The 21,308-nt window shown below is 32.6% G+C and carries 23 protein-coding genes and 1 riboswitch; of the genes, 16 read left to right on the top strand and 7 right to left on the bottom strand.

The window, feature by feature from the left end:
- Positions 1 to 833: 833 nt before the first annotated feature.
- Entirely contained in the window at positions 834 to 1,409 is a 576-nt protein-coding gene (locus tag NEH75_RS12155; protein ID WP_055245097.1) for a TetR/AcrR family transcriptional regulator, read from the bottom strand.
- Positions 1,410 to 1,564: 155 nt separating this feature from the next.
- On the opposite strand from NEH75_RS12155, the gene NEH75_RS12150 reads away from it, so the two are divergent.
- The 4 genes from NEH75_RS12150 (at position 1,565) to NEH75_RS12135 (ending at position 6,513) form a co-directional block, all read left to right on the top strand.
- A complete protein-coding gene (locus tag NEH75_RS12150; RefSeq protein ID WP_055245095.1) occupies positions 1,565 to 2,269 on the top strand; it encodes an ABC transporter ATP-binding protein in 705 nt (234 codons plus the stop codon).
- A gap of 2 nt (positions 2,270 to 2,271) precedes the next feature.
- A complete protein-coding gene (locus NEH75_RS12145) occupies positions 2,272 to 5,514 on the top strand; it encodes an FtsX-like permease family protein (RefSeq protein ID WP_070099791.1) in 3,243 nt (1,080 codons plus the stop codon).
- A gap of 265 nt (positions 5,515 to 5,779) precedes the next feature.
- The gene (locus NEH75_RS12140) at positions 5,780 to 6,046 is read left to right on the top strand and encodes a hypothetical protein (protein WP_055245092.1); all 267 of its coding nucleotides are present in this window, start codon (positions 5,780 to 5,782) and stop codon (positions 6,044 to 6,046) included.
- Positions 6,047 to 6,174: 128 nt separating this feature from the next.
- Positions 6,175 to 6,513 (top strand): four-helix bundle copper-binding protein, encoded by a 339-nt coding sequence (locus tag NEH75_RS12135; protein ID WP_055245090.1) that lies wholly within the window; start codon positions 6,175 to 6,177, stop codon positions 6,511 to 6,513.
- 528 nt (positions 6,514 to 7,041) lie between these two features.
- On the opposite strand, the gene NEH75_RS12130 is transcribed toward NEH75_RS12135, so the two are convergent.
- Positions 7,042 to 8,046 carry a YeiH family protein gene (locus NEH75_RS12130; RefSeq protein ID WP_055245088.1) on the bottom strand — a complete coding sequence of 335 codons (1,005 nt, stop codon included), beginning with the start codon at positions 8,044 to 8,046 and terminating at the stop codon, positions 7,042 to 7,044.
- Positions 8,047 to 8,153: 107 nt separating this feature from the next.
- On the opposite strand from NEH75_RS12130, the gene NEH75_RS12125 reads away from it, so the two are divergent.
- Positions 8,154 to 9,041 (top strand): LysR family transcriptional regulator, encoded by an 888-nt coding sequence (locus tag NEH75_RS12125; RefSeq protein ID WP_055305493.1) that lies wholly within the window; start codon positions 8,154 to 8,156, stop codon positions 9,039 to 9,041.
- Between the two features lie 461 nt (positions 9,042 to 9,502).
- Here NEH75_RS12125 and NEH75_RS12120 read toward each other — a convergent pair whose 3' ends face one another.
- Positions 9,503 to 10,417, bottom strand: coding sequence for a glycoside hydrolase family 73 protein (locus NEH75_RS12120; RefSeq protein ID WP_055305492.1), 915 nt, complete (start codon positions 10,415 to 10,417; stop codon positions 9,503 to 9,505).
- Positions 10,418 to 10,487: 70 nt separating this feature from the next.
- Between NEH75_RS12120 and NEH75_RS12115 the strand changes: the two genes are divergently transcribed.
- On the top strand, positions 10,488 to 10,760 hold the full coding sequence (locus NEH75_RS12115) for a thioredoxin family protein (protein ID WP_147614363.1): 273 nt from the start codon (positions 10,488 to 10,490) through the stop codon (positions 10,758 to 10,760).
- A gap of 577 nt (positions 10,761 to 11,337) precedes the next feature.
- Here the strand turns inward: NEH75_RS12115 and NEH75_RS12110 are convergent.
- A complete protein-coding gene (locus NEH75_RS12110) occupies positions 11,338 to 11,832 on the bottom strand; it encodes a GNAT family N-acetyltransferase (protein WP_055305490.1) in 495 nt (164 codons plus the stop codon).
- 189 nt (positions 11,833 to 12,021) lie between these two features.
- Between NEH75_RS12110 and NEH75_RS12105 the strand changes: the two genes are divergently transcribed.
- The 6 genes from NEH75_RS12105 (at position 12,022) to NEH75_RS12085 (ending at position 15,965) form a co-directional block, all read left to right on the top strand.
- Entirely contained in the window at positions 12,022 to 12,699 is a 678-nt protein-coding gene (locus tag NEH75_RS12105; RefSeq protein ID WP_055305489.1) for a hypothetical protein, read from the top strand.
- A gap of 401 nt (positions 12,700 to 13,100) precedes the next feature.
- Positions 13,101 to 13,202 (top strand): NUDIX hydrolase, encoded by a 102-nt coding sequence (locus NEH75_RS13670; RefSeq protein ID WP_172676273.1) that lies wholly within the window; start codon positions 13,101 to 13,103, stop codon positions 13,200 to 13,202.
- A gap of 424 nt (positions 13,203 to 13,626) precedes the next feature.
- Positions 13,627 to 14,262 (top strand): pentapeptide repeat-containing protein, encoded by a 636-nt coding sequence (locus NEH75_RS12100; protein ID WP_055243276.1) that lies wholly within the window; start codon positions 13,627 to 13,629, stop codon positions 14,260 to 14,262.
- A 12-nt stretch (positions 14,263 to 14,274) separates the two neighbouring features.
- Positions 14,275 to 14,748 carry a methylated-DNA--[protein]-cysteine S-methyltransferase gene (locus tag NEH75_RS12095; RefSeq protein ID WP_055305488.1) on the top strand — a complete coding sequence of 158 codons (474 nt, stop codon included), beginning with the start codon at positions 14,275 to 14,277 and terminating at the stop codon, positions 14,746 to 14,748.
- Complete coding sequence (locus NEH75_RS12090; RefSeq protein WP_055305487.1) at positions 14,738 to 15,427, top strand: DNA alkylation repair protein; 690 nt, start codon at positions 14,738 to 14,740, stop codon at positions 15,425 to 15,427. The genes NEH75_RS12095 and NEH75_RS12090 overlap by 11 nt, the downstream gene beginning before the upstream one ends.
- 106 nt (positions 15,428 to 15,533) lie before the next feature.
- Complete coding sequence (locus NEH75_RS12085; protein WP_172676272.1) at positions 15,534 to 15,965, top strand: relaxase/mobilization nuclease domain-containing protein; 432 nt, start codon at positions 15,534 to 15,536, stop codon at positions 15,963 to 15,965.
- A 33-nt stretch (positions 15,966 to 15,998) separates the two neighbouring features.
- On the opposite strand, the gene rluF is transcribed toward NEH75_RS12085, so the two are convergent.
- Positions 15,999 to 16,706 (bottom strand): 23S rRNA pseudouridine(2604) synthase RluF, encoded by a 708-nt coding sequence (rluF, locus tag NEH75_RS12080; protein WP_055305485.1) that lies wholly within the window; start codon positions 16,704 to 16,706, stop codon positions 15,999 to 16,001.
- 188 nt (positions 16,707 to 16,894) lie between these two features.
- Between rluF and NEH75_RS12075 the strand changes: the two genes are divergently transcribed.
- The 3 genes from NEH75_RS12075 (at position 16,895) to NEH75_RS12065 (ending at position 18,776) form a co-directional block, all read left to right on the top strand.
- A complete protein-coding gene (locus NEH75_RS12075) occupies positions 16,895 to 17,158 on the top strand; it encodes a hypothetical protein (RefSeq protein WP_055243271.1) in 264 nt (87 codons plus the stop codon).
- A gap of 340 nt (positions 17,159 to 17,498) precedes the next feature.
- Positions 17,499 to 18,014, top strand: coding sequence for a DUF1456 family protein (locus tag NEH75_RS12070; RefSeq protein WP_055243270.1), 516 nt, complete (start codon positions 17,499 to 17,501; stop codon positions 18,012 to 18,014).
- A 165-nt stretch (positions 18,015 to 18,179) separates the two neighbouring features.
- Positions 18,180 to 18,776 carry an ATP-binding protein gene (locus NEH75_RS12065; protein WP_055243269.1) on the top strand — a complete coding sequence of 199 codons (597 nt, stop codon included), beginning with the start codon at positions 18,180 to 18,182 and terminating at the stop codon, positions 18,774 to 18,776.
- Between the two features lie 47 nt (positions 18,777 to 18,823).
- Here NEH75_RS12065 and NEH75_RS12060 read toward each other — a convergent pair whose 3' ends face one another.
- Positions 18,824 to 19,330: a GNAT family N-acetyltransferase gene (locus NEH75_RS12060; protein WP_055305484.1), complete on the bottom strand. Its 507-nt coding sequence runs from the start codon at positions 19,328 to 19,330 to the stop codon at positions 18,824 to 18,826.
- A gap of 146 nt (positions 19,331 to 19,476) precedes the next feature.
- Between NEH75_RS12060 and NEH75_RS12055 the strand changes: the two genes are divergently transcribed.
- On the top strand, positions 19,477 to 20,421 hold the full coding sequence (locus tag NEH75_RS12055; protein ID WP_055243267.1) for an L-lactate dehydrogenase: 945 nt from the start codon (positions 19,477 to 19,479) through the stop codon (positions 20,419 to 20,421).
- A 116-nt stretch (positions 20,422 to 20,537) separates the two neighbouring features.
- Here NEH75_RS12055 and NEH75_RS12050 read toward each other — a convergent pair whose 3' ends face one another.
- On the bottom strand, positions 20,538 to 20,711 hold the full coding sequence (locus NEH75_RS12050; protein ID WP_156343916.1) for a hypothetical protein: 174 nt from the start codon (positions 20,709 to 20,711) through the stop codon (positions 20,538 to 20,540).
- A 319-nt stretch (positions 20,712 to 21,030) separates the two neighbouring features.
- Positions 21,031 to 21,208, top strand: a riboswitch (Lysine riboswitch).
- Positions 21,209 to 21,308: the final 100 nt, after the last annotated feature.

The following is a 21,308-nucleotide window of genomic DNA, read 5'->3' as shown; positions in this document are numbered from 1 at the left end:
AATTAAATAATTACGGATTGTATACCCTCCTGATAAAATTTGATGATTTGAGATTCTGACATGAGATGACACCTTCTTCTAAAGTTGGAATAGTAAGGATATTATAACGTAAATCTTACAAATAGGTAAGTTATTCACGAGAGCTACATATCATTAACAAAAACACCAAGAAACGGAATTCGTTTACTTGGTGGCTGAATAGTTACAAATGAACTATAACTAAATTTTTTTCTTTAAAAATTTAAAGAGAGGGGGAAAATAAAAACCTGATGAATTCATCAGGTTTTTATTTTATTATTTAACAGCAGTCATGTGTGCAATGACTTCGATGACTTGAGGTGTAATATAGAATAAAGCTGTTCCAATTACTAATCCTTTTGCTGCATCTTTTAACATTTGAATTTGTTTCATTTCAAATTCCTCCTTTGGTGTTTTTAATTAACCCCAAAGGTTTTACAGGCCTTCTTCCTATAAAACGCATATTGCGTTTAAACAAGAAAAATAAACAGAGCCTAGTGGCCGCGTTTTCTCATTAAGGTGAGAAATTAGCCTTCATATTGGTTTCTGTGAAGAGTTTTATCTCATCATTTATGTTTGCAATCTGAGCTCTATTTATGAAAAAGCGCTCGTAATTAACTTATATGGTAATTACTTTCTTTTTGTGAATGCTTCGGCGATCATCATTACCGACGATGATCTTAACAACACATAAAGAACAGTACGTGGAAATTGTTCTTTTCCTTCAACCTCGAAACATTCCTTGTCTTAACGCAAGGGGTTGAGTGAATAGAATATCATGTTTTGATAGATTAAACAATATAAAAAATGAAAAATTATAATTTGGCTAAAATAGAAATTCCATCCATGATGAAATGATCAATCATGGTTGCCATTTCAGTTGAACTCATATCCATTCCATTATTAAACCACTGTTCAGTTACCCCTAAAACACCATTTAAAACGAATGATAAAAAGTAACAGTAATGAGGACGTGAAGTGTCCTTATAAATCATATTCATTAAATCAAGTCCCATTGTTTTAATTAAATATTGAAGTTTATTGAGAAAAATTCCTTCTGATTGTGAGTGTAATAAAACTTCAAATAAGTCACGGTTATCTTCAATATATGAGAATAATTCATCTAATAATTCATAACAGGATGGCATATTGATTTTGCATCGATAATCTAGCATCATCTCTTCAATGGCTTGTAATGTTTCGTCTTCAATTTTAGAAAGGAGATCGTAGATATCAACATAATGTAAATAAAAGGTTCCTCGATTTAAGTCTGCTCGTTCTGTGATATCTTTAACGGTGATATCTTTAAATGGTTTTTCGTGCATCAACTCAATTAAGCTTTGTTTAATTAATTGCTTTGTGCGACGTACACGGCGATCTTCTAATTTCATGCTTCAATCCTTCCTCCCAATAATATTAATCAACAGATTCTGCCTTATTGTTGATTAATCGGCACGAAAATGAACATTGAGTATTGTATCTCACTTTGAAGTCCATCATAATAGAGTTAATGATAAAAGTCAATCAACAAAGAGGAGTGGGTGAGATGAAGAACTATATTACTTTTAAAGATGTAAAGAAAGTTTATAAGATGGGCGAGGTTGAGATTGAAGCCTTAAGTGGTGTTAATTTTTCAATCGATAAAGGTGAATTCGTCGTTGTTGCTGGAGCCAGCGGAGCCGGTAAAAGTACGGTACTTAATATTTTAGGTGGAATGGACACTGCAAGTAGTGGGACAATTTCAGTCGGTGGGAATGAGATAAGTAATTATAATAATAAAGAGTTAATCACTTATCGTCGTCATGATATTGGATTCGTTTTTCAGTTCTATAACTTAGTTCAAAACTTAACCGCGATTGAGAATGTCGAGTTAGCAACACAAATTTGTGAAAATCCATTAGATGTGCATGAAGTATTAGAAGCAGTTGGGCTTGGTCATCGTAAAAATAATTTCCCCGCACAAATGTCAGGTGGAGAACAACAACGTGTCGCAATTGCACGGGCACTCGCTAAAAATCCAAAATTATTACTGTGTGATGAACCAACAGGTGCATTAGACTATAATACCGGGAAAGCAATTTTGAAATTATTACAGGATACATGTCGTAATATGGGGATGACCGTTGTGATGATTACCCATAACTTAGCCATCGCACCAATGGGAGATAAAGTAATCCATGTTCGAAATGGAAAAGTCTCAAGTATTGAAATCAATGAAAATCCAACTCCAGTCGAAAGGATTGAGTGGTAATCATGAGTAAGAGTTTAACAAAAGATACCATTCGTGATATTAAGAAATCGATAGGTCGTTTCTTATCTATTCTCATGATTTGTGCCTTAGGGGTTGCCTTTTTCGTGGGAATTAAATCATCACCGCTATCTATGGAAAAGACGGTTGATCAATATTATGATGACTATAATATGATGGATTTAAGACTTGTTTCAACCTTTGGTTTTACACAAGAAGATGTCAATGCCCTTGCCAAGTTAGAAGGAATTGAAGGGATTTTTCCAACTTATTCACAAGATGTATTAACGAACTATCATAATCAAGAGTTAGTTTTAAAAGTTCATGCATTGCCAATTGACTTAAGTTTAGATGATCCGAATTATATTAATCAAGTCCGTGTCATTGAAGGGCGACTACCTGAGAAATCAGGAGAGGCGGTTGTTGAACGGAATGCCTATTTTGAATCAATCGAGATTGGTTCAACCATTACCCTTGAATCAGGAACAGACACAGCATTAAGTGATAACTTGAAAACAACAGAATATACCGTTGTCGGAATTGTTGAGACGCCCTATTATTTATCATTTGATAAAGGAAGTACGACAATCGGAAATGGTGAGATCTCAAGTTTCATTATGATTCCACAGGAAGATTTTAAATTAGATATTTATACTGAAATCTTTGTCACAGCAAGTGATGTTTTATCGCTTGATACATTTAGTAAGAGATATGAGGAGGCGCTGAAACCACTTATTTCTTCCATTGAAACATTAGCAGATACGCAAACTCAAAAACGTTACGATGAAGTTATTACTGAGGCTAATGAGGAATTAGATAAAAATCGTCAAGAATATGAAGAGAAAAAATCAGAGGCTTTAGAACAATTACAAAAAGCTGCTTATGAGTTAGAGGAAGCTAAAACAACGATTGAGTCAGGAAAATCGGAACTTACTTTAAAGAAAGCAGAATTTGAACAAACCATTGCTGACGCTAAAAAACAAATTGCCAATGGAGAAGCGGAGTTAACAAAAGGTGAAGCTGAATTTAATCAAGCTTATAATGAGTTTTATGCCAATAAAGAGAGTGCTTGGGCAAAAATTGAGGAAGCCAAACAAGAAATTAGTCAACGTGAAGAACAATTAAATCAATTAAAAACAGCTATAGATCAAATGAAAGCTAGTTTAGAAAGTCCGATGCTCACAGAAGAACAAAAGGCTGGTATTCAGGCTCAATTAACGCCACTTGAAGAACAGTATCAAAGTGGAATAACTGCGTTAGCAGCTGGAAAAGCAGAGCTTGAGCAAAATGAACAAGCTTTAATTAACGGGGAACAACAGTTGTTGACAACGAAGCAAACACTTGTGGCTTCTCGTCAGGAATTAAATACGCAAAAAGCTAATCTTGAAGATGAAATAGCTAAAGCGAATCAACAATTTGACAAGGCTGAAGCGGAGCTTACCAAAGGAGAAGCTGACTTAGCTGAAGGTCAGAAACAGTATGAGGAAGCTAAAGCAGAGGCTGAGTCAGGATTTGCCGAAGCTGAAGAAAAGTTAGCCGATGCCAAGCAACAGATTCAAGATATCGCTTCTCCTGAATGGTATGTTTTAGACCGTAATAAACATTATTCCTTTGTTGATTATAAAGGAGCAGCTGAAAGTATCCATGCTATTTCTCAAGTGTTTCCAGTTTTCTTCTTTATGGTTGCTGCGCTCGTTTGTTTAACAACGATGACACGAATGGTTGATGAGCAACGAATGAATATTGGAACGTTAAAAGCATTAGGATATGGTAAGTGGAAAATTGCTTCTAAGTTTTTAATTTATGCTGGTTTAGCAAGTTTAACCGGAAGTATCATTGGAGCAGTTGTTGGAAACTATGTTTTTCCAACTGTTGTAATTGATGCGTATTCAATGATGTATGTGTTACCAGAAACGATTATTGTCTTTAGTTGGTCACTTATTTTAACAGCATTGTTAATTGCAGTTGGAGTCACAACCTTATCAGCTTATTTTGCTGTCAATTCAGAACTTGTTGAAACCCCATCTATCTTAATGAGGCCAAAAGCTCCAAAAGAGGGGAAACGTATTTTACTTGAACGTATTCCATTTATTTGGAATCGCCTGAGCTTTATTGGAAAGGTAACGGTTCGAAATATTTTCCGTTATAAAAAACGTTTCTTTATGACAGTGTTTGGAATTGCAGGATGTACAGCTCTATTATTAACAGGATTTGGTCTAAAAGACTCGATTCGTACGATTGTGGATAAACAATTTGGAACGTTATTCCTATATGATATGACATTAACGTTTAATCGTGAAAGTACGGAAGAGGATCAAGCTAATGTAGTAAGCTCTTTAAACAAGGATGAACGCATTGTCGGGTCACTTTTAACAACGAGTGAAAATGGTAAACTATTGGCCAACGATGAAGAAAAAGATATTACGATTTTTATTCCTGAGAATTTGGATGACTTAAGTCAGTTTATTCATTTCCAAAATCGTAAAACAGCGATGGATTTTAGTTTAACTGATGAAGGAGCTATTTTGACAGAAAAGATAGCCAAACAGTTAAATGTTAAAGTTGGCGATCACATTACACTTGAAAATGCTGATGGAAAAAAAGTCGAGGTTTTAATTTCAGGAATTACTGAGAACTATATTTCTCATTACATTTATTTATCAAAATCATATTATGAGCAATTATTTGATAAACAATTAAGCTTTAATCAGTTAGTTGCTATTTCTTCTCTAGAGGATGAGGCTATACAATCTGATCTTTCAAGTGAGCTAATGGCTTTAGAGGAAGTCAGCGGTATTAGTTGGGTTTCAACGTTAAAATCAAGCTTTAATGATATGATTCACAACTTGAACTACGTCATTATCTTATTGATTGTCTCAGCTGGAGCTTTAGCTTTTGTCGTATTATACAACTTAACGAATGTCAACATTTCTGAGCGTATGCGCGAAATTGCCACAATTAAAGTGTTAGGATTTTATGATAATGAAGTATCTGCTTATATTTATCGTGAGAACATTATTTTAACCTTAATTGGAACGTTCGTTGGGCTTGGATTAGGGGTGTTGCTACATCTATTTGTTATGACAACAGTTGAAATGGATATGATGATGTTTGGTCGCCAAATTCGTGGATTAAGTTATGTGTATGCAGCGGGATTAACCTTTGTATTTGCTGCACTTGTTAACTTCGCGATGTATTATAAATTAAAACGAGTAGAAATGGTTGAGTCCCTAAAATCAGTGGATTAATTGAATAAGAAAGAGAGCTTATAAAAATATAGGCTCTCTTTTTTATGCCGACTAATTTTATCGAACTATTTTGCCGGTATATAATACAATTTATCTGTTTTTGGAAAGAAAACGTATTAAATCCAATTGATTGTAGTTTTATCAGCATAATTGTTTATTAAGAACATAAACTTTTCATATAAACAGACAAAGGGATAGTTAATAGAATGATAATAAATAGTGTCATTTAATTCTAAAGGTAAATTGAAGAACAGGGGCGATAAAAGTGAAAATCTGCTATTTAGTAGTAAAAAATAATCAAATGTTAGAAGTTGATCAGAAAAAGATTACAGCAACTATTCTTGCTATGGTGAGTCTTGCCATTCCTAAACCAAATTCTATTGTCATTAGGGTAACTATGCCACCGATACCAAACGTCGACATAAAGGCATTAATTCAAGCGATTATTCAGGTTAAATATCCTCAATTGCTTAATATATACTTCACTAAAATTAGAAAAGATCATGAGCTTTTAAAGCTAGATTTTATTTAGTATTAAATATAGTTAGGTGACTAAATCAGCAAAGACTGTATGATTAACATTTAATTTTGCGTATAGAGATTGTAGAGAGTCGCACATACTAAAATAACAGAAAATTGTTTGAGTGCGGAGGAAATCAAATGTCAACTCGTTATCAAGAATGTGTAGATGAATGTTTAGCATGTATGAAGGCGTGTAACTTTTGTTTTAATGCGTGTTTAATTGATGATCATATGGAGCCTTTTGCTCATTGTATTCATTTAACAAAAGATTGTGCTGATATTTGTTCTTTTGTTGCAAAAGCTTTATCGTCACAAACAAACTTTAAGAATCAACTTTGTCAAGTGTGCGCAGAGATCTGTCGTGTTTGTAGTGTCGAATGTATGAAACATGCACATACTTATCAACATTGTTTACGTTGTGCACAAGCTTGTGAATCATGTGCTATTGCTTGCGATAAAGTACTAGAGGTTTATTGATTTGTGTCAGATGAATTTTTAAATAAAAGAGCTATCAGAGACAAAAAATTATAAAGTATTCAATAAGAAGTTAATTGAGGAAGAAAAGGTTCGTTTAGGAAGTAGTCATTTGATGGAGAAATTAGAGTCATGTAAAGGTGAATCTTTTAAGGTGTTTGTATTGATTAGGATATATGAAAATCACTGAAGTGAAAAATTAAATAAAAAATTAGTTTCTTTAATCCTAAGATTGTTTTTTCTTAGTATGATCATTTTGAAATGATGAAACAAGGAAATTCGCATGGGAAGCCTGTTAAATAATTAGCGGATTATTTTAATTGACTATCAGAAAAAGTGATTTGAATGAGTGAGGGTGAAAATGGATTTATCTGTATTCTGCTCTGCTCATATTTCAGTTGAGATGGTTAATAGCATAGAAGAGTTTAGATCAATTGTAAAATAGATTACCTCAAATAATAAAAAAAGCCTCACAAGATAGTACTGAATGTGAAAATCAGAATACTATCAGTGAGGTTTTAAATTATGTTATTAGACTTGTCCTAATAAAACTTGAACTAATAATGCCACAATTACAACAATGGCTGAAATAATGAATCCATGAAGCATAGGAAGGAAACCAGATTTTGTTACATCACGAATATCTGTTTTTAATCCGATTGCAGCTAATGCCATAACCATAAAGAATTTACTTAATGTTGAAAGAGTTGAACTTAATGCTGCTGGAATAATACCAACACTATTTAATAAAGCAGCTCCTAAGAATAATAAAATGAACCAAGGGAAAATCTTTTTGAGGTTAACTTTCTTTTGCTCAACTGCTGCACCTGCATTTTGTTTCATTTTTAATTTTTCATTTAAATATGAGAATGCTAATACGACAGGAATAATTGATAACGTACGTGTTAATTTTACGATCGTTGCGAAATCACCCGCTGCATCACTATAGGCATATCCCGCTGCAACAACTGAAGATGTATCATTTACGGCTGTACCAGCCCATAATCCAAAGGCCATATCACTTAGCCCAAGAGCCGCACCCATAATAGGGAATAAGATAACCATGACAACATCAAAAATAAATGTTGCAGAAATAGCATACGCGACGTCTGAATCATCTGCATCAATAACTTGTGATAAAGTGGCAACTGCTGTTCCACCACAAATTCCCGTTCCAGCTGAAATTAATGAACTAAGTTTCCAGTCCATTTTAAATAGTTTTCCGAATAGATAACCGAATCCAAATGCTGCCGCTAAAGTGAAGACCATAACAACAAGTGAGTATTTACCAACATGAATAATTTGGCTAACACTTAAGCTTGTTCCTAATAAGACAATGGCAACTTTTAAAAGTTTTTTTGAGCTAAAAGTAATTCCAGCTTTGTATGTCGTAGTGTCTTTCATGAAAAAGTTAATAGCCATCCCCATTAAAAGTGCAAATACACTCGCCCCAATGATATGAACATATTGATTTAAAATCGTTGCAATAATTGCAATTGCTAATGAAAGAAGTACACCAGGTAAAATTTTTTTCATAAAACTCCTCCTAATTTTTATTGTATCTTTACAATACCATGTAAATTGATATAATAAAAATTATACATTTTTATACAAATATAAATATTTCTTATAGTAGGTGGAGTATGATTGATTATCGATTGCTCACATTTATTGATGTGTGCGAAACAAGAAGTTTAACTAAAACAGCCCAGCATCTTTGTTTAACCCAACCCGCAGTAACCCAGCATATTAAATATTTAGAAGAAACGTATAATACTAAATTATTAGTTTATGAAGGGAAGAAGATGCGACTTACAGAATCAGCACAGGTTCTTTTACAGTATGCATTAAAAACACAGGCTTTATTAAAATCAACCGAAACAGAGATGTATGAATTAAAAACAAAACAAGTGCGACTTAATTTTGGGGCAACCTTAACGATAGCAGACTATGTCATGCCGACCATCTTAGATGCTTATCTAAAGAGGTTTCCAGATATTCAACTTAACTTTAAAGTTCAAAATACAACTCATTTAATCGATGCTCTTTTAAAAGGTAAAATAGAATTTGCCTTTATCGAAGGATATTTTGATAAAGAGCAATTCGAGCATCATTTACTTAAGAAGGATGAGTTCATTTTAGTAGCAGCAGCTAATAGCCCCTTAGATGAAGTCATCACACTAGAGGAATTAAAAAAGCAACGACTCATTATCCGTGAGGTTGGATCAGGAAGTCGAGACATCTTAGAGAAATTGCTAGCTAATACGAATAGTTCACTTAACCAATTTAAACAGCTTGATGAAATTGGAAATTTAAAACTTTTGAAGTATCTAATCAAACAAAATCATGGTGTGACGTTTATTTATAAAGAAGCCGTTAAAGAGGAATTAGAAAGAAAAGAATTAAAACAAATTCAAGTTGAAGGAATTAATCTCAATCGCGAATTCAATTTTATCTATTTAAAATCATCTTTACAAAAAGAAAAATATTTAAACTTTTTAAAATTTGCTAAGAGTCAAATAGGGGAGTAACTATTTAAACATAAAAATATCACTGGTGCAAAGTAGGATTTTAAAAGTGTCTCATCTTATCAAAAGCGATTTATATATAAAACGAAAAATAATTTATATAAGTCTATTTAAGTTTTTTGCACGATAAAAACTAAAGCCCTAGTAGTGGAGGATTAGATTTCTTTCAGAAATCGCTAGGTGACCCAAGCCCTATCAGGGGAGGAAAGCTACGAGTTCTTAAACTTACTCCGTAGCATAGGTGGCCCCCAGACTATAGTCTGACTTGAGGGGTATAACTATCAAATATTTAGATTGCTATCGTAAATGTAGAAATTATTTCTGTTTGTATTTAGCGACTAAAGCAAAAAAAGGAACTGATTTAAAAATCGGTTCCTTTTTTGCTTTAAAAAATTTCATTGAAATAGGAAAAGTAATTAATAATCAGTCGACTAAACATCTCCTGTAATAAATAATCGATACATTTAATTATGCATAACTTCATGATCAAGAAGTTGTAAGTTATATTGACGGATTAGTTCGCAAAGTCGTTTTGCATACTCAAGATTTCCAGCGATGTCCACAGCTGTACTATATCCCCCCACTTCAATTGCTTTAGCTTGAATGCGATAATTTTTGGCATCAAATACACCTGCTTCATGATAACATTCATTATTTAATAAGAAGTTCGCATGGTCCTCGATTGAAGCCAGCCAATTATCATATTCACGAAAATCTGCATCAATTACTTCATTATCATACTCTGTCGTTGTGTAAGTAGCATAATCTCCATCCCAAGAATCATCCGCTTTAATTCCGAAGAGGTTATACTCATTACGACTTAATTCAGATTGGCCCCAGTTAGATTCTAGAATAGCTTGAGCAATTGTAATTGACGGTAAAATCCCTGTTTTTCTATAATTGATTTTAGCGGGATTAACTAACTGATTAATAAATAAAGTTTCCTTCGCAGAAGGCTGTAATTTATGAGGGGTATAACCTTCATATTTTAAGTCCTCCATATATGTCTTAGCACGCTCACGTTCTTCATTCGTGTAAAGAGAATCGACTAACACTTCATCTAGGGATTTTACTCTCTCTCCATCAATGAATCGAGAAGCTGCTGTTTTGATTATCGTTTCATCAAGATTATATAAATTATTCTCTCGATTAATCGCAATTAGTGTTAAAACCTCTTTCCAGTTGAGTTGAACCTCATATCCACCTGCAGTATCAACTGTCTCTACTATGAAAGGAATATCCACCCCAGTTAAATCGATATGTTCTAGTGCTATGTCAAGATAATTATCATATTGGTGAACAATAACATATGGCTTGAGTGGTAATTTAATAATTAAAAAAGTTGTAATGGCAGCAATGATTAAATATTTGACTTTCATACAGGCCCCCCATTTGATATTAATAACACTAGAAATTGATAGCATAAATTTAAAAAGAAAGGATGATTTTATGATGACTCTGCACTATTTTAAAAGTTCTAGGTGTAGTGCATGTCTTGCACTATTTCCTAAAGTGGAACAATTATTAAAACAGTATCCTGAAATTAAACTTCATCTCATTAATGTAGATACACAAGCAGAACTTGCAGCATCTTTTAATATTTTTTCTGTTCCAGCTATCGTGGTAACGATTGATGAAAAACCATATATTAAAGAAGCAGGGATCTTTAGTGTTCAAACATTAGATGAAAAGATACATCGTTTATATCATTTATTCTATTAATTATAGCAAAAATTAGCAAAAAATATAGCTTAAATCTTAGAAGTATGCGATAATGGATTCTTATATTGATAATTCATCTCATTGTTTGCGTTTGCACACTTGGATAATTCGACAGTGTTCGATATACTGTAACTAGAGAGAGTGAATATAGAATAGATTACTATTTTTAAATGATATGAATGTACATTACCCGATGTACCCTAACATTCACATTCGTTGATGAATGGTTCTATTCTAAATTACTACTCTCTAAGTGGGAAGTGTATGTCTAATACAAGTGGATCGTTTTTTTTAATCATAGTATATGAGTAAAAGTTATTTGTCGTAGAGATGGGCTACGGTGAATAACTTTTTTAAAATAGAGTTGAGATTTTAAAAAGAGGATGAGTATATTGTATTAAAGCGATATCTTCAAAGCCAAATGAAGAAGGAGGCTATATTGTAAATCAGCATTTAGAAAATCCAATGGTGGAGTTCAAATCAAAGATTTAATTAAAAGTTCATTCAACAGCCGAGTAGTTTAATTAATCCAAAATATATATAAAGGGAAATCATATTGATTTCCCTTTTCTCGTGTTTAGAATGAAATTGTTCCATTAACCGAATCTAGTGCTCCTTCTTGTAGTTCAACGATTTGAACATACTCTGAAGGAATCTCATTTGTACAAGTAATACCAAAGTTCACAGAAGGTTTGAATCCAAATCGACCATAATAATCAGGATCACCTAATACAACGACTGACGTATAGTTCATTTCTTTTGCTAACTCAAAAGCTTTTTGAACGAGTTTTGTTCCAACTCCTTGATGGCGATAATCTAATTTAACAGTGAGTGGGGCTAAAAGAAGCATTCCCTTAAACGCAAATTTTGTAAGCATGATATGTCCAATTAATTGTTTGTTGTCTGTTGCGACTAATGCTAGTTCAGGAATATAGTTTTCACTCACGCGAAGCATGTTAACGAAGTCTTGTTCAGTACCGTCAGAAACAGCCGCTGTTTCAAAAGCTTCTTTTATAAAGTGATAAATCATTTCAAATTCAGTTTTTTCTTCACATTTAATGATTAATGTCATTTTCAGTTCCTCCTACTAATTAGTTATAGGTCTGGGAGGATGCATGTCAATCCTCCCTTATTGGACGGATTGCAGTAATAATGTTTGCTTCAAACAAACAACTCCTTTTATATGGATTTTTTCACATTATAACATGTTTCTCAAAATCCTGTCATATAATTTAAAGATATGAGAGGAGGAATGGGGGATATGCAAGTTGACCAAACTGTAATTAGTATTCAATATGGTGATGTAGATGGGGATTATAATTGTGAAAAAGTCGTTTTATTTGGGACACCTTATAGTCCAAGTCAATCTTACATTCAACAATTGGAATTGTTGATTCATTATATGGATGATAGAAAATTGAGATTTCAATTAGATTTAACGGGATATGATATTCGCTTATTTTTAGGAGATTTTTTAAAAACAAATCATAGTCAAATTCTTATTACGGGACGGACAGGCGGAAGTGGAGACTATGCCATTGCTCGTCTTTATAACTTAGAAAATAACAAACTTAAACTCATTTTAGATGAAGAAGACCTCTCAAGAAAACTAACCTGTCAAGCAGGATATATTAATATGAACGGAACATTGGGTGTGACGTGTCCTGCCACGGGGCAAACATTTATGCTAGAAAGTCGAGGACATTTTAATCCGTATGCTAGTATTCGACAAGAATTAGTGCAACCAATGATAACAGCTGTTAATACCATTTATCCGATTCAACAGCCTTATGAAAATTATTATAGTCTGCAAATTCAACAACGAATTATTGGAGCTAACAATGCCGACTTATTAGGATTGATTCAATCAGTTATTCAGTTAACACAGGAAGTGCCAATTATAAAAAGCCAGGCACTTGTTAAGTTTCCAAATACATGAAATAAGTATTAAATTTTGATATAATCTTGAAATAGAGGAGCAGTCTTCAAAATAACTGGAGAGATTTAGTTATTTGGAGATAGCTCCTTTTATTATGTAGGATAATCGTCTAATAACGGGAATGCAAAAGTGAAGAAATATTTAATAAAATAATTCTATCTAAAATTATATATATGGTAATTTTTCGTTGATTTAAAATATAGGAGAGAGAAAGATAAATATTGAAAAATCATGTGGAGTAATTATAGTTATATAAGCCACGATAAATTTTCTATAAGGAAAATTTTTATCATGACTATAGTCAGTCTTACTATCAAAGTATTATAAGAACTAAGCTGAATTAAAATATCTAGATTATTTTTGGGTTTAAATATAGAAATTTATTTAATAAGATTGAGTTTTTGGCTGTAAAAAGTAAAAAAAATGGACATTGGTGTTTCCCAAAAGGGCACATGGAAAAAGATGAAAGGATGGAACAATCAGCATTGAGAGGATTTTTTTAAGAAAAGGGATTGAATGTTATGTTATTCAGTGATTTTAAAGCAGATATACAATATAAGCTAACTCATAATCGCAAAAAGGAGTTAATTTTTTAATTAGTATAGCAGAAAATCAATCTGTAAACATTCAACAATCAGAAAGATGTAAATCTTAGTAAATTTTGTTCATTACAAAAATTTTACTGAGACTATAGGAGGGGGAATGATAAAAACTTCAAACATTTAGTTTGTAATAGTAAATATAGAAAATATGAGGATATAAAAAATCTGTTATATTAGAGGAGATAATATGCACGGATTTTTATAAAGAAAATGACTGATATACTGTGTGGGAAAAGATAAATTTGTCTTTAAAAAAGAATTTCTTCTTTATCATGATAGTGCATGGTATGATGGAATAAACAATAACATAGGGGAAAAGGAAAGTATGCAAAAAATTCAGAAGCCAAAGCGAATGAAATATTCCAAAGAAGATTTGATTTTTGAGGAAGCCATCATGGATGATCCGTATCTTGAAGGAGCTCTATTTGAAAATACAATGATTACAGATCAATGTATTGATCGATTGTATTTAAATAAATGTTATTTTAAAAATGTAATCTTTGAAAGTTGTCAATTCGACCGAATTGATTTAACAGATACGACATTTGATAACTGTGATTTATCTCATCTTAAATTGATGGATGGAACAATTCATCGTTGTGAGTTTATTAATTGTCGTTTAACTGGAAGTGATTTTTCAAATAGTAGTATTCAGAATACATTATTTAAGGATAATACTGCACGTTATGCAAACTTCTCATACAGTAAATTTAAGTCGGTGAATTTTATTAATAATCAAATGATGAATAGTAGTTTTAATGAGTGTAGTTACAGGAAGGTAAGTTATGATACTTGTAATTTATCTGAAAGTGAATTTATTAATACCTCATTAGCTACTTTAGATTTCTCGACGTGTGAGATTCATCAAGTCATCATTCCGATGGAACAGTTAAAGGGGTTAACTGTCTCAACAGAACAAGCTGTTCAATTAGCACAACTCTTGGGATTAAAGATTGTATAAGAGGTGAAAGAAATGAAGTATTATCACTATTATGAAAGTCCAATCGGAAAATTAGTTATTGTACACAATGATCGAGGAATTACAAATTTATACTTAGCACATCTTTTACAAATTGAAAATGCCATTCAAGAAGAGACGGACTTAATTAAAGAAGCAGTCAAGCAGCTTGATGAATACTTCAATGGACTGCGCCAATCTTTCGACTTACCATTAGCTCCAGCAGGAACTCATTTTCAACAGAAAGTTTGGCAAGCCCTTCGAAATATTCCTTGTGGAAAAACTTATAGTTATAAACAAATCGCAGAACAGATTGGGAGTCCAAAAGCTTCGCGTGCGATAGGAATGGCAAATAATAAAAATCCTATTTTACTTCTCATTCCTTGTCATCGTGTGATTGGTGCTAATGGAAAACTCATCGGTTTTGCAGCGGGGCTAGAGATGAAAAAGTATTTACTAACTTTAGAGGGGATTTCATATGAATGTTAAAGCACAACTTTTAGAATTAGCAGAACCAAGTTATCAGCGGTTTTCATCTCGTTTGCTTCCGGGAACACCGGATATTTTAGGTGTTCGTTTACCAGTCTTACGTAAAATCGCAAAGCAAATCGCAAAAGAAAATTGGCGTGAATTTTTGAACCAAAATGATGATATTTACTTTGAAGAAATTATGCTAAGAGGGATGGTCATTGGCTATATTAAAGATATTTCTATTCATGAAGTGATGAAGCACATTCAAATTTTTGTGCCTCAGATTAATAATTGGTCTGTTTGTGATAGTTTTTGTTCTGGACTCAAGATTACGAAGCAGTATCAAAAACAATTTTGGCCTATGATTACCTCTTATCTTTCGTCGGATCAAGAGTTTGAAGTGAGATTTGCTGTTGTTATGCTGTTAATTTACTATGTAGATAACCAATATGTAACAGATGTTCTTCGGGAATTAGATCAGGTTCAGCATTCAGGGTACTACGTTCGTATGGCAATCGCATGGGCAATATCCGCTTGCTATGTGAGTTATCCTCATCTAACTTTAAGTTATTTAAAGCAGACACAACTGGATACATTTACTTACAATAAAGCTTTACAAAAAATTAGTGAATCGATGAAAAGCGATATAAAAACAAAAGAATTAATGAAACAAATGAAGCGAAATGAAGCAGATTAAAAAATAACACGAAGTGGAGAAAAAGTCGTAATTTGTTTGAAAATTAGAAATTTTAGGAGTATTATAATGTAGAAGTATGTATCATGTTGATAAAGGGAGTGAGCCTATGGCATTCATCAAGATTTATAAGATCACCAAAGACTACCATAAGAAAATTGATGCCATCATAGATAAGAAAAAAACTGGGGATAGTGAACTTATTTATAAATTCACAACGACAAATGAACCTATTCATCAACTAGAGTCAGCTTATCATATTATGCAACGATTTCCTGTTGATGAGTATGTTAAACCAGAGGTAGCTCACCAAATTGGAATCGAGTTTGCCACTCAATTTTTAAAAGACTACTCTGATTATGTGGTTGCTACACACACACATTCAAAGGTTTTACATAATCACATTATTTTTGTTTCAAGTTCAATGAAAGAAGATGAAATGTATCGTAAGCTATATGAAGAAAAACTTCATCAACTTGTCGTTAAGATTACTAATGATTGTTGTGCTAAGCATGGGCTATCAACAATTCAATATAAATAAAAACTCGCACCTAATATTAGGTGCGAGTTTTTACTACCATTCTTGCGGTGTATAATTTAAGTCTTGGAATAAACGTGTTTTTTCTTTCTTAGTTAAGTCACGCCATTGTCCAACGGGTAAGTTACCTAAGTGAATATTCATGATTCGAACACGCTGAAGACGATAAACTTCATATCCTAATGCTTCACACATACGACGAATTTGACGATTTAATCCTTGAGTTAAGATAATTTTAAATTCATATTTTGAAAGTTGTTCAACTTTACATGGTAATGTTTTTGTTCCAAGGATACGAACGCCTTTAGACATTTTTTCAACGAATTCAGGTGTGATTGGCTTATCAACAGATACAATATATTCCTTTTCATGATTGTTTTCAGCACGTAAAATTTTATTAACAATATCACCATCATTTGTTAATAAAATTAAACCATCTGAATCTTTATCTAAACGACCGATATTAAACACGCGTAATGGGTGGTTAACTAAGTCAACGATATTTCCTTTAACATTTTTCTCAGTAGTACATGTAATTCCAACAGGTTTATTTAAAGCAAGATAGACATTGTTACGTGCCAAACGAATACGTTGCCCATTAACCATAACCTCATCACCTGGCTTCACTTGATCACCGATTTTAGCTTTACGACCGTTAATTTTCACGCGTCCTTCTTCAATTAGTTTATCAGCTCCACGTCGAGAAGCTTTTCCAGATTCACTAATAAATTTATTTAAGCGCATATTTTCACACCCTTTAGCGAGATTTCTTGTTGCAAATCTTTCTAAGTATACTGTGATTTACATAACTTGTCGACTAAAAAGAGAAAATAGTGTCGAAAAAAGTCGTTTCATTAATATATTGTTCAACTGATTAAGAAAATATGAGTTATGATATAATAAAGGAAATATGACAGCAGGAGGTTTAGAAGATGGATCAACATTATTTAGTGATGTTCTTACGTGAAGGAAGTTATATTGAGTCTAATGTGGAGCTTTTAGAGCTGGATCGCTCAACAATCGCTGAAGTGGTAGATCGTTTAATTGACTATCATAACAGTGATGAATTAGAGGATGAACTTCGTAGCTGTGGTACAAATATTCGTGCCATTATTCGTGTTTACTTAAATCATGTTGGAGATTATGGTTATGAAGATTTCTATCATTTAGAATTAGTCACACCAAAATCATTATAGTAAAAAGCACTTATCTAAAAGATAAGTGCTTTTTACTGTCCAAAGAATCATTAATAGGCTATAATGACTTTTTTTATTTTATATAGCAGCTAGAAGAAGCTATTTATATTAGGGGGAATATTAATTTTTTAACAGGGGACGATAAATTAAAAAAGTATTACAAATAATATGGGATTAAATTAACGAATTTCGAAAGGTATAGATTTAGTATTAGTATGATTCAAAATAATAAACAGATGCCTCTAATTGAGACCAATGTAGAATTATAAAATACATTTCTGTTTCTATATAGATAATTTGGTATAATAAAAAAGATGTATCAAAAAACGGAGGTTCTAACATGAATAATAACGATATCTTAATTCGTATTCGATATGCACTAAACTTAAAAGATGGACAAATGGTTAAAATTTTCAAACTTGGTGGAGTAGAAGTCACAGAGGAAGAAGTAAAAAAAATGTTAACCAAAGTAAAAGAAGAATTTGGTTTTCAAGATGCTGACAGTAATGAAACCTTACCATGTAACAATAAAATGTTAGATGCATTCTTAAATGGATTAATTACGTTTAAACGTGGTCCACAAGAAAAGAAATCTGGACAACCTGAAAATCCAGTTAGTATTACAAGACGTAATAACATTAATAATATCGTATTAAAGAAATTAAAAATTGCACTATCTTTAACGTCAGAGGAAGTTATTGATATTTTAGGATTAGCGGGTGTTAAAATTTCAAAGGGCGAATTAAGTGCCGTACTTCGTAAAGAAGGACATAAAAATTATAAAGAGTGTGGCGATCGTTACTTACGTAATTTCTTAAAAGGATTAGCCATTCAATACCGTACAACGCAAAAATAATAAATAAAGCCTTATCCTTATGATAAGGTTTTTTACTTTTTAATTGGTATATTATGTCTTAATTTGAAACAAATTGTCGTTGAAAAAAGTTTCATTTATTGATATAATTTAACTTCAAAAGAGCTGCTTATGATGAAAAATTTCTATACATTGGAGAAGTGAAAAATGACAGTAAGAATTGCAATTCTAGGTGGACCAAGATGTGGTAAAACAACGTTAATTCAACAATTATATGTGGATATGAAAATCCGTGATATTAATGTCGGGGTTGCGACTGAATATAGTACCGATTATTTACGTGATAAAGGAATGATCGAATCAATTTCAGAGCAATACGGAATTTATTTAGGACAATTACATTTAGAAAAAGCATTAGATGGACATGAATATGCAGTTACGGATTACGCAACATTTGTTCCATATATTTATGGACGCTTAATGCTTGGAGATAAAAAACGTACTAAAAAAGAAATTGAGATTTTAAATGACTTATATAGTTTAGCAATTCGTGACTTACCTCAGTACGACTATATCTTCTTTGTACCTCGTGAATTTGGATATAAAAAAGATGGAGTTCGTTGGCAGGATGAAGAAGTTGCTCAAATGGTGGATGATGCAATCTTAAACTTCTTAAATGCAGAGAATGTGAAGTATGAAGTTATCACAGGTTCAACGCGAGAACGCTCAGAAAAAATCTTAAATATTGTTGGAATTGAAAAAGAAATTGTTAAACCGCAACCAGTAGAAGAATTAGCTGAATAATAAATAAAATAAAGCCTATATCAATTTTCGATATAGGCTTTATTTCATTATAAACATTTTTCAAAAGCTACACGTTTACTGCCATCAGCTAGATAAATGACACCGCAATAATCAAATCCATTTTTTATAAGAGAGCGTTGCATCGCTTGGTTATCCTCATGTGTATCGACTTTAATGCTACCAACACTTTTTTTATTACACATTAATTCAGTTTGTTTAATCATTTCAGATGAGAGCCCGATTCCTTTTAACTCATGATCAACTGCAATCCGATGGATGACGGCATAGTTATCATTACTTTTCCAATCCCCTTCAAAAATTTTATTATAAGTAGCTTCTCCTTCAAAAGAAATAGCGATGGTTCCAACAATCTCATTATTTTTTATTAAGACAAAACTATGTCCATTTTTAATATCATTTTCAATGACTTTAGCATTTGGATAACCATTTTGCCATTGATTGATTCCCTTTTCTTTGAAATATTGTTGAGCTTGTTTAATAATCTCCATGACACGTTCAATATCTTCTAGTTTAGTATATCTTAATGCTAACATCTTTATTCTCCTTTCAAAAGTGGATAATTATTAATCATTATATCACCAAGTTCTATAACATAACTCTAATGTTTTCGACAAATTTCGCAATTAGAAATGACTAATTCGTACATACTAATGAAGTAAAACTAAAGGAGGTAGTCGCTATGCAGACTGGAACTAGACGTGTTGTATTAGTTGGTACAGGATTTGTTGGAATGAGCTTTGCGTATTCAATGGTAAACCAAGGTGGAGCTGAGGAGTTAGTTCTAATTGACGTTAATCATGAAAAAGCTGTTGGTGAAGCCATGGACTTAAATCACGGGATTCCATTTGGCCCAGAAAAAATTGAAATCTGGGCTGGAGATTACTCAGACTGTAAAACAGCCGATATCGTTGTTGTGACAGCTGGTGTTAATCAACAACCCGGAGAAACACGCTTAGCCTTAGTTGAACGAAATGCGAAAATCATGCGTGATGTTATTAAAAATGTTATGCAATCAGGATTTAATGGAATTCTGTTAATTGCAAGTAACCCTGTTGATGTCTTAACTTATATTGCTTGGCAAGAATCAGGTTTACCAAAACATCGTGTCATTGGGACCGGAACAACACTTGATACCGCTCGTTTAAGATACCAAATGGGTAAATATTTAGACGTCGATCCTCGTAACGTTCACGGTTATATTGTCGGTGAGCATGGTGATACTGAAACGCCATTATGGTCACATACAAGCGTCGGTGTCAAACCAATCTTCGATATTATTAAAGATCATCCAGAATATAAAAGAGAAGATTTAGAAGAAATCTATGTCAACGTCCGTGATGCTGCTTATCATATTATTGAACGTAAACGCGCCACTTATTACGGAATTGGGATGTGTATCACGCGTATTGTTAAAGCTATCCTAAATGACGAAAACTCAGTCTTACCAGTGTCAGCTTATTTAGATGGTGAATATGGTCTTCATGATATCTTTACCGGTGTGCCTGCGATTGTCAATCGTAACGGAATTCGCGAAGTCTTTAACTTAAATATTAGTCCAGAAGAACTCGAACAATTAACTAAATCCGTCTCAATTTTAAAAGAAACATTAGATACCGTGCGTTAATTGAATAAAAGAAACCTCAATCTAGTATTGAGGTTTCTTTAGGTATCGCACTTCATATTACAATCTGTCATAACAAAAAAAACACTTACCGTTTCAAGGGCGGCAAGTGGTTTTTATTATTTCCCTACACATTCACGACAACGATTATAATCATCCTGCATTGGGAAACGTGAATCGACACGCCCACCTGGTCCAACTTCTAGATTACAATTCGCACAATAAGGGATTTCATCGTAAGTTCCATCTTCATAAAGCATAGATAAAGGTTGCATCACAAACTCTTCAAACATCTTGTCACCTCATTTCTTTATAGATAAAAATGACTATATCATTTATATCATATCTTAATCAACGACAAAATAAAATCCCTAATAACCTTAATCAAAAGAACCTAGGGTTTAATATAATATGAGATAGGCTGATTGGGTTAGTAATAAATAATTAATTAAAACTGAAATGTACCGTATAAATTTATTAGGTATTGAATATAGTTTTAATTGTAGAGTTAGTGAAATATTAGGCTAAATGATTTGAATATACTAAGTTTGTTTGATATTATTTACAAATAATGGAAAATGTTTTAAAATAATTAATAACTTAATAATAAATAATTAAGGTAGAGGCTGCGGTTCTTAAGAGTATTCATAATGAGGTAAGCGCAATGAAGTATGAAGAAAGGAATAACCGCCGAAGGCTATAACTGAAGCTTTAAGGTTATAGACCTGGGGGTGTATAGAATATATGCATCACTGTCACAAATGCAAATTTGTGTTGAGCTACATTTAAGAAATAGAGACTATCCTGTTATCATCTATTTTAGGATAGTATTTTTCGAAGCTCCCTTAGTATGATTCAAATGAGGGAGCTTTTATGTGCGCCCGGCATGG

This window comes from Turicibacter sp. T129, from assembly GCF_025594975.1.
Lineage (GTDB): Bacteria > Bacillota_I > Bacilli_A > MOL361 > Turicibacteraceae > Turicibacter > Turicibacter bilis.
Note: the sequence above shows the minus strand (reverse complement) of the source record. Positions and strands in the feature narration are given on the sequence as shown.

What these genes read in the sequence shown, in the direction of transcription:
- NEH75_RS12155 (WP_055245097.1), bottom strand. Translation starts at nt 1,409, where the DNA reads ATGAAATTAGAAGATCGCCGTGTACGTCGCACAAAGCAATTAATTAAA.
- NEH75_RS12150 (WP_055245095.1), top strand. Translation starts at nt 1,565, where the DNA reads ATGAAGAACTATATTACTTTTAAAGATGTAAAGAAAGTTTATAAGATG.
- NEH75_RS12145 (WP_070099791.1), top strand. Translation starts at nt 2,272, where the DNA reads ATGAGTAAGAGTTTAACAAAAGATACCATTCGTGATATTAAGAAATCG.
- NEH75_RS12135 (WP_055245090.1), top strand. Translation starts at nt 6,175, where the DNA reads ATGTCAACTCGTTATCAAGAATGTGTAGATGAATGTTTAGCATGTATG.
- NEH75_RS12130 (WP_055245088.1), bottom strand. Translation starts at nt 8,046, where the DNA reads ATGAAAAAAATTTTACCTGGTGTACTTCTTTCATTAGCAATTGCAATT.
- NEH75_RS12125 (WP_055305493.1), top strand. Translation starts at nt 8,154, where the DNA reads ATGATTGATTATCGATTGCTCACATTTATTGATGTGTGCGAAACAAGA.
- NEH75_RS12120 (WP_055305492.1), bottom strand. Translation starts at nt 10,417, where the DNA reads ATGAAAGTCAAATATTTAATCATTGCTGCCATTACAACTTTTTTAATT.
- NEH75_RS12115 (WP_147614363.1), top strand. Translation starts at nt 10,488, where the DNA reads ATGATGACTCTGCACTATTTTAAAAGTTCTAGGTGTAGTGCATGTCTT.
- NEH75_RS12110 (WP_055305490.1), bottom strand. Translation starts at nt 11,832, where the DNA reads ATGACATTAATCATTAAATGTGAAGAAAAAACTGAATTTGAAATGATT.
- NEH75_RS12105 (WP_055305489.1), top strand. Translation starts at nt 12,022, where the DNA reads ATGCAAGTTGACCAAACTGTAATTAGTATTCAATATGGTGATGTAGAT.
- NEH75_RS12100 (WP_055243276.1), top strand. Translation starts at nt 13,627, where the DNA reads ATGCAAAAAATTCAGAAGCCAAAGCGAATGAAATATTCCAAAGAAGAT.
- NEH75_RS12095 (WP_055305488.1), top strand. Translation starts at nt 14,275, where the DNA reads ATGAAGTATTATCACTATTATGAAAGTCCAATCGGAAAATTAGTTATT.
- NEH75_RS12090 (WP_055305487.1), top strand. Translation starts at nt 14,738, where the DNA reads ATGAATGTTAAAGCACAACTTTTAGAATTAGCAGAACCAAGTTATCAG.
- NEH75_RS12085 (WP_172676272.1), top strand. Translation starts at nt 15,534, where the DNA reads ATGGCATTCATCAAGATTTATAAGATCACCAAAGACTACCATAAGAAA.
- rluF (WP_055305485.1), bottom strand. Translation starts at nt 16,706, where the DNA reads ATGCGCTTAAATAAATTTATTAGTGAATCTGGAAAAGCTTCTCGACGT.
- NEH75_RS12075 (WP_055243271.1), top strand. Translation starts at nt 16,895, where the DNA reads ATGGATCAACATTATTTAGTGATGTTCTTACGTGAAGGAAGTTATATT.
- NEH75_RS12070 (WP_055243270.1), top strand. Translation starts at nt 17,499, where the DNA reads ATGAATAATAACGATATCTTAATTCGTATTCGATATGCACTAAACTTA.
- NEH75_RS12065 (WP_055243269.1), top strand. Translation starts at nt 18,180, where the DNA reads ATGACAGTAAGAATTGCAATTCTAGGTGGACCAAGATGTGGTAAAACA.
- NEH75_RS12060 (WP_055305484.1), bottom strand. Translation starts at nt 19,330, where the DNA reads ATGTTAGCATTAAGATATACTAAACTAGAAGATATTGAACGTGTCATG.
- NEH75_RS12055 (WP_055243267.1), top strand. Translation starts at nt 19,477, where the DNA reads ATGCAGACTGGAACTAGACGTGTTGTATTAGTTGGTACAGGATTTGTT.
- NEH75_RS12050 (WP_156343916.1), bottom strand. Translation starts at nt 20,711, where the DNA reads ATGTTTGAAGAGTTTGTGATGCAACCTTTATCTATGCTTTATGAAGAT.